This is a genomic window from Kitasatospora sp. NPDC056783, assembly GCF_042789895.1.
GTDB lineage: Bacteria > Actinomycetota > Actinomycetes > Streptomycetales > Streptomycetaceae > Kitasatospora.
In genome coordinates this window covers 1-12,280 of record NZ_JBHUAF010000257.1, presented here as the reverse complement: position 1 = coordinate 12,280, position 12,280 = coordinate 1, and the positions used below count along the sequence as shown (strand labels likewise).

Annotated in this window: 13 protein-coding genes and 3 tRNA genes; 3 read left to right on the top strand and 13 right to left on the bottom strand. The window is 72.0% G+C overall.

Annotated elements, in window-relative coordinates:
• Positions 1-73: 73 nt before the first annotated feature.
• From rplA to ACFRMQ_RS28575, 5 genes are all read right to left on the bottom strand, one after another.
• Complete coding sequence (gene rplA, locus ACFRMQ_RS28595; RefSeq protein WP_380700030.1) at positions 74-796, bottom strand: 50S ribosomal protein L1; 723 nt, start codon at positions 794-796, stop codon at positions 74-76.
• A gap of 77 nt (positions 797-873) precedes the next feature.
• Positions 874-1,308, bottom strand: coding sequence for a 50S ribosomal protein L11 (gene rplK, locus ACFRMQ_RS28590; protein ID WP_380733552.1), 435 nt, complete (start codon positions 1,306-1,308; stop codon positions 874-876).
• A 165-nt stretch (positions 1,309-1,473) separates the two neighbouring features.
• The gene (gene nusG / locus ACFRMQ_RS28585; RefSeq protein WP_380733551.1) at positions 1,474-2,352 is read right to left on the bottom strand and encodes a transcription termination/antitermination protein NusG; all 879 of its coding nucleotides are present in this window, start codon (positions 2,350-2,352) and stop codon (positions 1,474-1,476) included.
• 209 nt (positions 2,353-2,561) lie between these two features.
• On the bottom strand, positions 2,562-2,885 hold the full coding sequence (gene secE, locus ACFRMQ_RS28580) for a preprotein translocase subunit SecE (protein WP_380733550.1): 324 nt from the start codon (positions 2,883-2,885) through the stop codon (positions 2,562-2,564).
• Positions 2,886-3,032: 147 nt separating this feature from the next.
• Positions 3,033-3,105, bottom strand: a tRNA-Trp gene (locus ACFRMQ_RS28575).
• A 284-nt stretch (positions 3,106-3,389) separates the two neighbouring features.
• Between ACFRMQ_RS28575 and ACFRMQ_RS28570 the strand changes: the two genes are divergently transcribed.
• Both ACFRMQ_RS28570 and ACFRMQ_RS28565 read left to right on the top strand, forming a co-directional pair.
• Positions 3,390-4,637 (top strand): pyridoxal phosphate-dependent aminotransferase, encoded by a 1,248-nt coding sequence (locus ACFRMQ_RS28570; protein WP_380733549.1) that lies wholly within the window; start codon positions 3,390-3,392, stop codon positions 4,635-4,637.
• Between the two features lie 115 nt (positions 4,638-4,752).
• Positions 4,753-5,832 (top strand): adenosine deaminase, encoded by a 1,080-nt coding sequence (locus tag ACFRMQ_RS28565; RefSeq protein WP_380733548.1) that lies wholly within the window; start codon positions 4,753-4,755, stop codon positions 5,830-5,832.
• Between the two features lie 31 nt (positions 5,833-5,863).
• On the opposite strand, the gene ACFRMQ_RS28560 is transcribed toward ACFRMQ_RS28565, so the two are convergent.
• From ACFRMQ_RS28560 to ACFRMQ_RS28525, 8 genes are all read right to left on the bottom strand, one after another.
• On the bottom strand, positions 5,864-6,946 hold the full coding sequence (locus ACFRMQ_RS28560) for a UDP-N-acetylmuramate dehydrogenase (RefSeq protein ID WP_380733547.1): 1,083 nt from the start codon (positions 6,944-6,946) through the stop codon (positions 5,864-5,866).
• Between the two features lie 26 nt (positions 6,947-6,972).
• Positions 6,973-8,421, bottom strand: coding sequence for an MFS transporter (locus tag ACFRMQ_RS28555; protein ID WP_380733546.1), 1,449 nt, complete (start codon positions 8,419-8,421; stop codon positions 6,973-6,975).
• An 88-nt stretch (positions 8,422-8,509) separates the two neighbouring features.
• Positions 8,510-9,073 (bottom strand): TetR/AcrR family transcriptional regulator, encoded by a 564-nt coding sequence (locus ACFRMQ_RS28550; RefSeq protein ID WP_380733545.1) that lies wholly within the window; start codon positions 9,071-9,073, stop codon positions 8,510-8,512.
• Between the two features lie 98 nt (positions 9,074-9,171).
• Entirely contained in the window at positions 9,172-9,594 is a 423-nt protein-coding gene (locus ACFRMQ_RS28545; protein ID WP_380733544.1) for a MaoC family dehydratase, read from the bottom strand.
• Between the two features lie 5 nt (positions 9,595-9,599).
• Entirely contained in the window at positions 9,600-10,058 is a 459-nt protein-coding gene (locus tag ACFRMQ_RS28540; protein WP_380733543.1) for a MaoC family dehydratase N-terminal domain-containing protein, read from the bottom strand.
• Between the two features lie 116 nt (positions 10,059-10,174).
• Complete coding sequence (gene rpmG / locus ACFRMQ_RS28535) at positions 10,175-10,339, bottom strand: 50S ribosomal protein L33 (protein WP_006604855.1); 165 nt, start codon at positions 10,337-10,339, stop codon at positions 10,175-10,177.
• Between the two features lie 83 nt (positions 10,340-10,422).
• A tRNA-Met gene (locus ACFRMQ_RS28530) sits at positions 10,423-10,495 on the bottom strand.
• 44 nt (positions 10,496-10,539) lie between these two features.
• Positions 10,540-10,612, bottom strand: a tRNA-Thr gene (locus tag ACFRMQ_RS28525).
• Positions 10,613-10,890: 278 nt separating this feature from the next.
• On the opposite strand from ACFRMQ_RS28525, the gene ACFRMQ_RS28520 reads away from it, so the two are divergent.
• Entirely contained in the window at positions 10,891-12,159 is a 1,269-nt protein-coding gene (locus ACFRMQ_RS28520; RefSeq protein ID WP_380733542.1) for a hydrolase, read from the top strand.
• Positions 12,160-12,280 lie beyond the last annotated feature (121 nt).

Here is a 12,280-nt window from a genome sequence, read left to right as displayed (position 1 = left end):
AACGACGGCGGGCCCGCACCCCCGGTGAAGGGGGTACGGGCCCGCCGTACGGACTGCTCTAGAGCACTGGGGCTCAGACCGCGGCCGGGTCCTCCTCGACGAGGAGGTTGCGGGTGCGGTTCGGGTCCACCAGGATGCCGGGGCCCATGGTGGTCGAGAACGCGGTCTTCTTGATGTAGCGGCCCTTGGCGGCGGACGGCTTGGCGCGGAGCACCTCGTCCAGCGCGGCGGCGTAGTTCTCGACCAGCTGCTCGTCGGTGAAGGAGGCCTTACCGATGATGAAGTGCAGGTTCGAGTGCTTGTCGACGCGGAACTCGATCTTGCCGCCCTTGATCTCGTTGACGGCCTTCGCGACGTCCGGGGTCACGGTGCCGGTCTTCGGGTTCGGCATCAGACCACGGGGACCGAGCACGCGGCCCAGGCGGCCGACCTTGCCCATGAGGTCCGGGGTGGCGACGACGGCGTCGAAGTCCAGGCGACCCTTGGCGACCTCGTCGATGAGCTCGTCGGAACCGACGATGTCGGCACCCGCAGCACGCGCGGCCTCGGCACGCTCGCCGGTCGCGAAGACCAGGACCCGAGCGGTCTTACCGGTGCCGTGCGGGAGGATCACGGTGCTGCGGACCATCTGGTCGGCCTTGCGCGGGTCGACGCCCAGACGCATGGCGACCTCGACGGTGCCGTCGAACTTGGTGGTGCTGGTCGCCTTGGCGAGGCGGACGGCCTCGAGGGGGGCGTAAAGGCGCTCGCGGTCGACCTGGGCGTCCGCGGCCTTCAGGGCCTTGCTGCGCTTCATGGCTGCTCCTGAATGGTGAATGGAGTTGTGGTGTCTCGGGCCTGCGCGGGCCCTACCACAGGGGACAAGGGGGCTTTTCAGCCCTCGACGGTGATGCCCATCGACCGGGCGGTGCCGGCGATGATCTTCTCCGCCGCGTCCAGGTCGTTGGCGTTCAGGTCGGGCATCTTGGTGGTGGCGATGTCGCGGACCTGGGCGCTGGTGAGCTTGGCGACCTTGGTCTTGTGCGGCTCGCTGGAGCCCTTGTCGATACCGGCGGCCTTCAGGATGAGGCGCGCGGCCGGCGGCGTCTTCGTGATGAAGGTGAAGGAACGGTCCTCGTAGACCGTGATCTCCACCGGCACGATCATGCCGCGCTGCGACTCGGTCGCAGCGTTGTAGGCCTTGCAGAACTCCATGATGTTGACGCCGTGCTGACCCAGCGCGGGGCCGACCGGCGGCGCCGGGTTGGCCGCACCGGCGTTGATCTGGAGCTTGATAAGCCCCGTGATCTTCTTCTTCTTGGGAGGCATGTCTCTCCGGGTCCTTCCGAGAGGTGATTGCTGGTGCGTGCGGAACCGGGGCGACACCCGGCCGCCAGCACACACATCGGACCAGGCTAACGCGTCCGCGCCGCTGGACCAAAACGGATTCGGGGCAGGGCCCTCGGCCCCGCCCCGAATCCGAAGACCGTATGACTAGTTCTTCTGGATCTGGTCGAAGGAGAGCTCGACCGGGGTCTCCCGGCCGAAGATCTCGACCAGGCCCTTGACCTTCTTCGAGTCCGGGTTGATCTCGTTGATGGTCGCCTGGAGGGTCGCGAACGGACCGTCGGTGACGGTGACCGAGTCGCCGACCTCGAAGTCCAGCACCTGGATCTCGCTCGGCTTGACCGGCGAGGGCTTGCCGGCCTCCTTGGCCGCCTGGCGCTCGACGTCCGGGGCGAGCATCTTGACGACCTCGTCCAGGGTCAGCGGGTACGGGTCGTAGGCGTTGCCGACGAAGCCGGTGACACCCGGGGTGTTGCGCACGACGCCCCAGGACTCGGGGGTGAGGTCCATGCGCACCAGGACGTAGCCGGGGAGCTTGTTCTGGCGGATGGTCTTGCGGTCGCCGTTCTTGATCTGGACGACCTCCTCCTGCGGCACCTCGGCCTGGAAGATGTACTCCTCGACGTTCAGCGAGACGGCGCGCTGCTCCAGGTTCTGCTTCACCCGGTTCTCGTAGCCCGCGTAGGTGTGGATCACGTACCACTCGCCCGGCATGAAGCGCAGGTCCTCGCGGAACTTGGCGACCGGGTCGACCTCGGCGGCCTCCTCCTCGGCCTCGTCCTCGGTCTCCTCGGCGTCCTCGGCGTCCTCGGTCTCCTCGGCCTCCACGTGCAGCGCGGCCTCCTCGGCGGGCTCGCCGGCCTCGGCCTCGTCGTACGCCTCGACCTCGTCCTCGTCGCTGTCCGCGGCGTCCACGATCTGCTCGGCGGACTCGACGTCGTCAGCCAGCTCGGCCGCGTCCAGCTCGGCGGCGACATCCGCCTCGCGGACGGTCTCGTCGGCGTCGTACAGGGGGGACTCAGACACGGTGGCTGCTTCTTTCCTGGAGATGGTGAAGGTGGCGCGCTCCGCGACCGGCCCGGCGTGCGGCCGCTCGCGCGGGCGCCAGGTGAGGTCTCGGAGACTTCAACAGTACCGAGTCCACGGTAGCCGCGCGTACGTCCGGCGCCGACGGCTCGACCCGGACCGAAGAATCGGCCCGGGTCGGGAGTCTGTCGCGGAGGTGGGCGGTCGGATCAGCCGAAGACCAGGAGGCTCAGCTTGGAGAAGCCGTAGTCCAGGCCCGCCACGAAGGCCATCACGACCACGACGAACGTGACCACGACGGCGGTGTAGTTGGTGAGTTCGCCGCGGGAAGGCCAGACGACCTTGCGCAGTTCGGCGATGATCTGGCGGTAGAACAGGCCGATCCGCGCGAACGGGCCCTTCTTGGCGCGCTTGCCGGACTTCTTGCTTCCGCGCTTGCCCGACGCCTCGGCAGAGGTGGCCTCCGCGGCGCTGTCGGCACCCTCGGGGTTGCCGCTCTCAGGCGTTGCGGTGGAGCCCGTGGTCTCCGTCACTCGTCCTCACCTGAATCCGGGTCCTGCCGGACTTCGCCGCGCACCCGGTGGGGCACGACCGGCCGGCTAGCGGTGCTGATCGGTGCCATCTCCGCATCAAGCCCGCTCACTCCTGTGGAGCGAACGGGCTGAAAACGGATCTAGCAGCAGGGCAAGAGGGACTCGAACCCCCAACCGCCGGTTTTGGAGACCGGTGCTCTACCAATTGAGCTATTGCCCTACGGCGCCTCGCGGCTCCGGTGGCGACCAACCTACCGCATCTCCCCCCGCTGTCTGCACAGGCGGTGAAAGCTCCGGATCTTTTCGGCGGGCCGTCGAGCAGTGAGTGTACGTGGTCGAGGGGTGTTTGGTCGAACCTCTTCTTCCGGACCGGCCGGTCAGCCGCCGGATGTCCGGCGCGGCGGTGCTCCCGCCGCGGGATCGCCGGGGCCGCGATGCGGACGGAAACGTACGGATGCCGATACCCCGATGCCCGGTCCGTCCGGGTTCTGCGACCATGCAGGCATGAGCGCTTCCACCCCGCAGCCCGACCAGTCCATCCGCCCCGCCGACCGCCGGGTCTCCGCCCGCATCGGTGCGATCGCCGAGTCCGCGACCCTCGCCGTGGACGCCAAGGCCAAGGCCCTCAAGGCCGCCGGGCGTCCGGTCATCGGCTTCGGCGCCGGCGAGCCCGACTTCCCGACGCCGGACTACATCGTCGAGGCGGCCGTCGAGGCCTGCCGCGACCCGAAGAACCACCGCTACACCCCGGCGGGTGGCCTGCCCGAGCTGAAGGCCGCGATCGCCGCCAAGACGCTGCGCGACTCCGGCTACGAGGTGGACGCCTCCCAGGTGCTGGTCACCAACGGCGGCAAGCAGGCGATCTACGAGGCCTTCGCGGCGATCCTGGACCCGGGCGACGAGGTCATCATCCCGGCCCCGTACTGGACCACCTACCCGGAGTCGGTCCAGCTGGCCGGCGGTGTCCCGGTGGAGGTCGTCGCCGACGAGACCACCGGCTACAAGGTCTCGGTCGAGCAGTTGGAGGCCGCCCGCACCGAGAACACCAAGGTGGTGCTGTTCGTCTCGCCGTCCAACCCGACCGGCGCGGTGTACACCGAGGCCGAGGCCGAGGAGATCGGCCGCTGGGCGCTGGAGCACGGCCTGTGGGTGCTCACCGACGAGATCTACGAGCACCTGGTGTACGGCGACGCGACCTTCACCTCGCTGCCGGCCCTGCTGCCCGAGCTGGCCGACAAGTGCATCGTGGTCAACGGCGTCGCCAAGACCTACGCGATGACCGGCTGGCGGGTGGGCTGGGTGATCGGCCCCAAGGACGTCGTCAAGGCCGCGACCAACCTCCAGTCGCACGCCACCTCGAACGTCTCCAACGTCGCCCAGCGCGCGGCCCTGGCCGCCGTGGCCGGCGACCTGGACGCGGTGGCCGAGATGCGCGAGGCCTTCGACCGCCGCCGCAAGACCATCGTGCGGATGCTCAACGAGATCGAGGGCGTGTTCTGCCCCGAGCCCGAGGGCGCCTTCTACGCCTACCCGTCGGTCAAGGGCCTGCTGGGCAAGGAGATCCGCGGCCGCCGTCCGCGGACCTCCGGCGAGCTGGCCGCCCTGATCCTGGACGAGGCCGAGGTCGCGGTCGTCCCGGGCGAGGCCTTCGGCACCCCCGGATACCTGCGGCTCTCCTACGCGCTCGGCGACGCCGACCTGGTCGAGGGCGTCAGCCGGGTGCAGAAGCTGCTCGGCGAGGCCCGCGACTGACCCAGGCATCAACCTGACATTCGGGATTCACCCGGCACGCCGCCTCCTTTCACCCCTTCAGGGGATCGAAAGGAGGCGGTTCCCGTTCGGGGGCCGCATACGGCAGTATTCGCGAATGGAACGCCTGTTGAATCCGCGAGACGTCAGGGGCCTCCCGAAGGCCCATCTGCACCTGCACTTCACCGGCTCGATGCGGCCCGCCACCCTCCTGGAGCTGGCCGACAAGCACGGCGTCCGGCTGCCGGAGGCGCTCAGCTCCGGCGAGCCGCCCCGGCTGCGGGCCACCGACGAACGCGGCTGGTTCCGCTTCCAACGGCTGTACGACACCGCCCGCTCGGTGCTGCGGGACGAGGAGGACATCCGCCGGCTGGTCCTGGAGACCGCCGAGGACGAGCGGCGGGACGGCTCCCGCTGGCTGGAGATCCAGGTCGACCCGACCTCGTACGCGCCCCGGCTGGGCGGGCTGATCCCCGCGCTGGAGCTGATCCTGGACGCGGTCGAGCACGCCGCCGCGGCCACCGGGGTGGGCATCCGGGTGCTGGTCGCGGCCAACCGGATGAAGTCCCCGATGGACGCCCGGACGCTGGCCCGGCTGGCCGTCCGCTACGCCGACCACGGGGTGGTCGGCTTCGGCCTCTCCAACGACGAGCGCCGGGGCCTGGCCCGGGACTTCGACCGGGCCTTCGCCATCGCCCGCAACGGCGGGCTGCTGGCGGCCCCGCACGGTGGCGAGCTGGCCGGCCCGCAGTCCGTCCGGGACTGCCTCGACGACCTGGGCGCCGCCCGGATCGGCCACGGCGTGCGGGCCGCCGAGGACCCGCGGCTGATGGAGCGGCTGGCGGACCGGCAGGTCACCTGCGAGGTCTGCCCGTCCTCGAACGTCTCGCTCGGCGTCTACGAGCACCCCGAGGAGGTGCCGCTGCGCCGGCTCTTCGACGCCGGGGTGCCGCTCGCCCTGGGCGCGGACGACCCGCTGCTGTTCGGCAGCCGGCTGGCCGCCCAGTACGAGCTGGTCCGGGACGTGCTGGGCTTCTCCGACGCCGAGCTCGCCGAGCTGGCCCGGCAGTCGGTGCGCGGCTCGGTCGCGCCGGAGGCCGTCCGCAAGGAACTGCTGGCGGACGTCGACGGCTGGCTGGCCGGCGCCCGGTCCGCGGCGGACGCCACCTCGGACGCCACCGCCGCCGTACCCGTCTGAGGCCCGTCCGGCGGCGGAGCCCCGTCGGAGGCTAGAGCTTGACGCCCACCATCACCGGCTCGTTCACCAGCTCCACCCCGAAGGCCTCGCGGACCCCGTCCCGGATCTCCCGGGCGAGCGCCAGCAGGTCCTCGGCGGTGGCCGAACCGCGGTTGGTGAGCGCCAGGGTGTGCTTGGTGGAGAGAGTCGCCGGGCCGCTGCCGTAGCCCTTGCCGAAGCCCGCCTTGTCGATCAGCCAGGCCGCCGAGGTCTTGGTGCAGCCCTCCGGGGCCGGGTAGGCGGGGGCGTTCTCGGCACCCGGGCGGGTGCGGAAGGACTCGTACTGCGCGGCCGTGAGCACCGGGTTGGTGAAGAAGGAGCCGGCCGACCAGGTGTCGTGGTCCGCCGGGTCCAGCACCATGCCCTTGCCGGAGCGCAGTTCCAGCACCGCGCCGTACGCCTCGGCCAGCGGCACCCGCTCGCCCTGCTCGACGCCGAAGTGCCGGGCCACCTCGGCGTACTTGACCGGGGTGGAGAGGCCCGCGCGGTCCGTCAGGGCGAACCTCACCCGCAGCACCACGTAGCGGTCCGGCTCGGCCTTGAAGCGGCTGTGCCGGTAGGAGAACGCGCACTCGGCGTTCGACAGCGTGACCACCGCGTCGGCGGTGCGGTCGTACGCGACCACCTCGGTGATCGACTGCGCGACCTCCTGGCCGTACGCGCCCACGTTCTGCACCGGGGTGGCGCCCGTCGAGCCGGGGATGCCGGCCAGGAACTCGACGCCCGCCAGCCCGTGGTCCAGCACGGTGCGGCGGACCACCTCGGACCAGGTCTCGCCGGCCGCGACCTCCAGGACGGTGCCGTCCAGGGCGAGGCCGGTGGTGGCGATCCGCAGCACGGTGCCGGGGAAGCCGGCGTCGCCGATCACCAGGTTGGAGCCGCCGCCGAGGACCAGCAGCGGCTCGCCGGCCGCGTCGGCCTCGCGGACGGCCGCGATCACCTCGTCGTCGGTGTGCGCGGTCACCAGGCGGCGGGCCGGGCCGCCGAGCCGGAGCGTGGTCAGCGGGGCGAGGGGGGCGTCGTTTTCTACCAGCACGCCCACCAGCGTACGGGTGGCGGGGATGCCGCCCGGCACCCCCGCCGCCCGCCGCCGGCCGCGGCTCAGATCCGGGCGGGCTCGGCCGGGCTGTCGGCCCGCTCCCCCGGCGCGGCGGCCCGCTCCCCGCTCCGCCGCGGAACGAACGCCGCGGCGACCGCCCCGAGCGCGACGGCTGCCGCCCCGACGTACAGCGCGGGAACCAGCCCGTCGGTGAAGGCCTCCGCCGACTGGTAGCCGCCCCGGGCCGAGAACACCGCCGCGAGCACGGCGACCCCGAGCGCCCCGCCGACCTCGCGCAGCGCGTTGTTGGCGCCGGAGGCGATCCCCTGCTCCTGCGGCCGGACGCTGGCCATCACCAGCTGGGCGGTCGGGCCGAAGTACAGCGACATACCGATCCCGCAGATCACGATGGCCGGGAGCTGGGCGACGTAGTCCAGACCGGTGCTCCCGTCCACGACCAGGCCGAACAGCGCCAGTCCGACGGCCTGCAGCGCCAGCCCGGTGACCACGATCGGCCGGCCGCCGATCCGGTCGGAGACGATGCCCGCGATCGGCGAGACCAGCAGCGGCATCGCCGTCCAGGGCAGCATCCGGACGCCCGCCTCCTGCGGGCTGAAGCCGCCGACGCCCTGGAGGTACTGGCTGATCAGGAAGATCGAGCCGAACATCCCCAGGTACATCAGCAGGCTGGCGGCGTTGACGGCGGAGAAGGCCCGGACGCGGAACAGCCGCATCGGCAGCATCGGGTGGGCGGCCACCCGCTGCTCGTACCGGACGAAGGCGGCCAGCAGCAGGATGCCGCCGCTCAGGGTGCCGAGGACCAGCGGGCTGGTCCAGCCGTCCGGGTTGCCGCGGATCAGGCCGAGGACGACGCCGAACATCCCCAGGCTGACCAGCAGGGTTCCGGGCACGTCCAGGGCCCGGCCCGGGCCCCGGCTCTCGCCGAGCCGCAGGTAGGCCAGCGGCAGCAGGACGAGGCCGACCGGGACGTTCACCCAGAAGATCCACTGCCAGGAGAAGTGCTCGGTCAGCGAGCCGCCGATCAGCGGCCCCGCGGCGACGGCGAGGCCGCTGACGCCCGACCAGATGCCGAAGGCCAGTCCCCGCTTGGCCCGGGGTACGGCGGTGGTGAGCAGGGTGAGGGTGAGCGGCATCATCACCGCGGCCCCGACGCCCTGGAGGGCCCGGGCGGCGATCAGCTCGCCGATCTCCGGGGAGAGGGCGGCCGCGGCGGAGCCGGCGGTGAAGACCGCCAGGCCGACCAGGAAGATCCGGCGGCGCCCGAAGCGGTCGCCGAGGGCGGCGCCGAACATCAGCAGCACCGCGAAGCTCAGGGTGTAGGCGCTGACCGTCCACTCCAGGTCGGACAGCCCGCCGCCGAGTTCCTCGCGGATCGACGGCAGTGCGGTGGTGACCACCAGGTTGTCGAGTGCGGCCATGAAGCCGGCCGCGCTGACGATCACCAGGGTCCAGATCGCGGCCCTGCCCATCACCGCCGGTTTCTCCGTCATGGTTTCCCCCAGGTTCCTCTAGGTAGTTATCGATCAATAACTTCTGTGGGCCGAAAAAAGGCCGCACGGACACCGCCGCGCGACCGGCCTACGCGGGCGGCGCGCACTCGTCGAAGCCGCCCCAGATCCGGTGGTCCTGCGGATAGCCCAGCGCCACCAGGGTGTTGATCAGCATCCCGTACGCGAAGAACTGCGTGGCGGCCTTCATCCCGCCGCCGATCCGGATCCTGACCCGGTCGAACAGGTCCTCCCACAGCAGCCGGGCGGTCTCCCCCACCTCGTCCTCACCGGCCGCCCTGGCCGCGGACGCCGAGACGTAGAGCTGCATCTGCATCATGAGCTGGTCGCCGTTCTCGACCAGGCCCAGGTACGCGGTGGACATCGCCTCCGCGGCCGCCTCGCCGGACAGCCCGGCCGAGGCCTCGTCGAACACCCGCCAGGTCTCCTCGACGCAGCGCTCGGCGGCCGCGGCGAAGATCGCCTGCTTGCTCGGGAACAGCCGGAACAGGTACGGCTGCGAGACGCCCACCCGGCGGGCGATGGCCTCGGTGGAGGTGCCGTGGTACCCGCCCCTGGCGAACTCGGTCAGGGCGGCCCGGACGACGCTCTCGCGCCGCTCCTCCGCGCTCATCCGGATGCTCGACTTCGCCATGGATCCCAAGTTAGTGGCCAATCACTATCTACGCAAGGCCCGCGCCCGCGGCCGGAGATCCCGTACGGGACCCCGGCCGCCGCGACCCCCGGGGCCGCTCAGCCGAGCCGGACGACTGCCCGGGACATCCCGAGCACCTTCTGGCCGCCCGTGGTGGCCAGCAGGTCGACCTGCACCCGGCGGTCGTCCAGCTTCTTGGCGACCTTGGCCGAGACCTCGACCACCGCGCCGACCCCGTCGTTCGGCACCGGCACCGGACGGGTGAACCGCACGCCGTACTCGACCACCGCGGCCGGGTCGCCGACCCAGTCGGTGACCACCCGGATCGCCTCGGCCATGGTGAACATGCCGTGCGCGATGACGTCCGGCAGGCCGACCTCCAGGGCGAACTTCTCGTTCCAGTGGATCGGGTTGAAGTCGCCCGAGGCACCCGCGTACCGCACGAGTGTGTCGCGGGTCACCGGGAAGGACCGCGCCGGCAGCTCGGTGCCGACCTCGACCTCGTCGTAGCTGATCGCCATCGCGCTCACTCCCCCGCCTCGTCGGCGGCCCGGGCCACCAGGGTCATGACCGACGTCACCACGTGCTCGCCGGTCGCGTCCGTCACCTCGCCACGCACGGTGAGCACGTCGTTGCCCGCCAGTGACTTGATGTTGTCGATGGTCACCTCGACCGACAGCCGGTCACCGGCCCGCACCGGGCGGGTGTAGGCGAACTTCTGGTCACCGTGCACCACCCGGCTGAAGTCCAGGCCCAGCTCCGGGTCCTCGACCACCTGGGCGGCGGCCCGGTAGGTGATCACGAACGGGAAGGTCGGCGGGGCGATCACATCGGGGTGGCCCAGCGCCTTCGCCGCCTCCTGGTCGGTGTACGCCGGGTTGGCGTCACCGATCGCGGCCGCGAACTCGCGGATCTTCTCCCGGCCGACCTCGTACGGCTCGGTGGGCGGGTAGCTACGCCCGATGAAGGAGGGGTCGAGCGCCATGGCGGCTCCTCGGAACGCGGGTGGATACGAAAAAACTCCGGGCCGCACCCCCTGTTGAGGAGTGCGGCCCGGAGTCAGAGACCTGATTCACACAGGCCCGGCGCCCTACGTGAGGGTCAGCGGGTCTCGCGGTGCGCGGTGTGCGAGTTGCAGCGGGGGCAGTGCTTCTTCATCTCAAGACGGTCCGGGTCGTTACGCCGGTTCTTCTTGGTGATGTAGTTCCGCTCCTTGCACTCCACGCAGGCCAGCGTGATCTTCGGGCGGACGTCGGTGGCAGCCACGGGAGTGCCTTCCTTGGACAACGAATAAGAACACAACAAGAGTAGCCGACCGGGAGTGCGATCTCCCGACCGACTACGCGGGGTAGCGGTGACCGGACTTGAACCGGTGACACAGCGATTATGAGCCGCTTGCTCTACCAACTGAGCTACACCGCCACAGTGATCCGCAGCACAGCCGGAGCTGAACCGCTTCTCACCCGAGCCCCCATGCGGAATCGAACCGCAGACCTTCTCCTTACCATGGAGACGCTCTACCGACTGAGCTATAGGGGCGAACGAGGAAGAGATTACACGTTTCGCGCCCGGAGGTGAAATCCGTATCCCGCGGCGAAGACCGCAGGTGGGCGAGGTGCACGGACGAGCGATCCAAGGCCCGGCGTTCGATCGGCCTGCGAGCCGGGCGGCCCGGCCCGGTACGACTATTGCCCGCCTCCCGGCGACCCGCCCCACGGGCCCATAGGCTCGTCGCTCATTGATCGGGAGGACTGGCCGGCTGGACGGGCCAGCCGTACGGGGCCGACCGCGCGGGCCGGCCCGAGAAGGAGCCGGCGATGGACAGCGCAGCCGAGGACGGGCCGCACTCCGGGCCCGACCCGGCGGCCAACCCCCTCGGGCACGGCCCCGTCCTGCTGCTCACCGGCGCCCGGCTGGCCGACGGACGCGTGGTGGACGTCCGGATCAGCGGCGACCGGATCCAGGCGGTGGGCACCGCCGGCGGCCTCGGCCCGCTGCCCGCCCTGCCCGGCACGCCCACCGTCACCACCGGCGCCCGGATCGACCTGCGGGGCTACCTGCTGCTCCCGGCCCCCGCCGAGGCCCACGCCCACTACGACGCCGCCTTCTCCGCCGCCCTGCCCACCCCGCCGCCGGACAGCCCGGCCGACCTCACCCGCCGGATCACCGAGGCCGCGCTCACCTCGCTCGGCTACGGCGCCACCGCCCAGCGCACCCACGTCCGGATCGGCGACGTGCACGGCCTGGAGCGGCTGGAGGCGGTGCTCACCGCCCGGCAGGCGCTGCGCGGGCTGGCCGAGCTCCAGGCGGTGGCGATGCCCCGGCTGCTCACCGGACGGGCCGGCGCGGACGGGCGGGCCCAGCTGCGCGAGGCGCTCAAACTCGGCGCCACGGCGGCGGGCGGCTGCCCGGAACTGGACCCGGACCCAACCGGGTACGTGCACCTGCTGCTGGAGGCCGCCCGGGAGGCCGACTGCGCGGTGGACCTGCACACCGACGCCGCGGACGCGCCCCGGCTGGCCCGGCTGGTCGGGGCGCTGGCGCCGCTGCGGCCCCGGGTGACGCTCGGCCCGTGCGGGGCGCTGGCCCGGGGCGCGGCGACGGTGCTGGCGACCGCCGGGGTGCGGGTGGTCTGTCTGCCGCAGAACGGCTGCTGCACCGGCCTGGAGGGCCGGGCCGCGGGCCTGCGGCCGGGCCTGGTACGGGAGTTGGCCGCCGCCCGGGTGCCGCTGGTGGCGGGCAGCGGGGCGCTGCGCGATCCGTCCAACCCGGTCGGCCGGGCGGATCCGCTGGAGTCGGCCTATCTGCTGGCCGCCGGCGGGGAGTTGGACCCGGAGGCTGCGTACGACGCGGTGGCGAACCAGGCCCGGGTGGCGCTCGGCCTGCCGCCGGTCCGGGTGGACGCCGGGTTCCCGGCGGAGCTGCTGGCGGTGCGCGGGGACAGCCTGGCCGGGGCGCTCGCGGGCGGGCACAGCCGGCTGGTGGTGCACAGCGGCCGGGTGGTCAGCCGGACCAGCGCGGTGCGGGAGTTCGCGGACACGGTGGCCCTGGCGCTGCCCCGGCAGTGCGGCGGCGGGGACGGCTGAGCCGGACCCCGGCCCGTTCCGCGAACGGGCCGTCTCCCCCACCCGGGGGCGGCGCCGCTCAGGCGTTTCCGGCCCCGCCGGGGGGCACCTCCCAGCGGTGGCCGGGGGAGATCGAGGCGCG

Excerpts from the sequence above, each read along its gene's own strand:
- rplA (WP_380700030.1), bottom strand. The coding sequence starts at position 796 with ATGAAGCGCAGCAAGGCCCTGAAGGCCGCGGACGCCCAGGTCGACCGC.
- rplK (WP_380733552.1), bottom strand. The coding sequence starts at position 1,308 with ATGCCTCCCAAGAAGAAGAAGATCACGGGGCTTATCAAGCTCCAGATC.
- ACFRMQ_RS28570 (WP_380733549.1), top strand. The coding sequence starts at position 3,390 with ATGAGCGCTTCCACCCCGCAGCCCGACCAGTCCATCCGCCCCGCCGAC.
- ACFRMQ_RS28565 (WP_380733548.1), top strand. The coding sequence starts at position 4,753 with ATGGAACGCCTGTTGAATCCGCGAGACGTCAGGGGCCTCCCGAAGGCC.
- ACFRMQ_RS28555 (WP_380733546.1), bottom strand. The coding sequence starts at position 8,421 with ATGACGGAGAAACCGGCGGTGATGGGCAGGGCCGCGATCTGGACCCTG.
- ACFRMQ_RS28550 (WP_380733545.1), bottom strand. The coding sequence starts at position 9,073 with ATGGCGAAGTCGAGCATCCGGATGAGCGCGGAGGAGCGGCGCGAGAGC.
- ACFRMQ_RS28545 (WP_380733544.1), bottom strand. The coding sequence starts at position 9,594 with ATGGCGATCAGCTACGACGAGGTCGAGGTCGGCACCGAGCTGCCGGCG.
- ACFRMQ_RS28540 (WP_380733543.1), bottom strand. The coding sequence starts at position 10,058 with ATGGCGCTCGACCCCTCCTTCATCGGGCGTAGCTACCCGCCCACCGAG.
- ACFRMQ_RS28520 (WP_380733542.1), top strand. The coding sequence starts at position 10,891 with ATGGACAGCGCAGCCGAGGACGGGCCGCACTCCGGGCCCGACCCGGCG.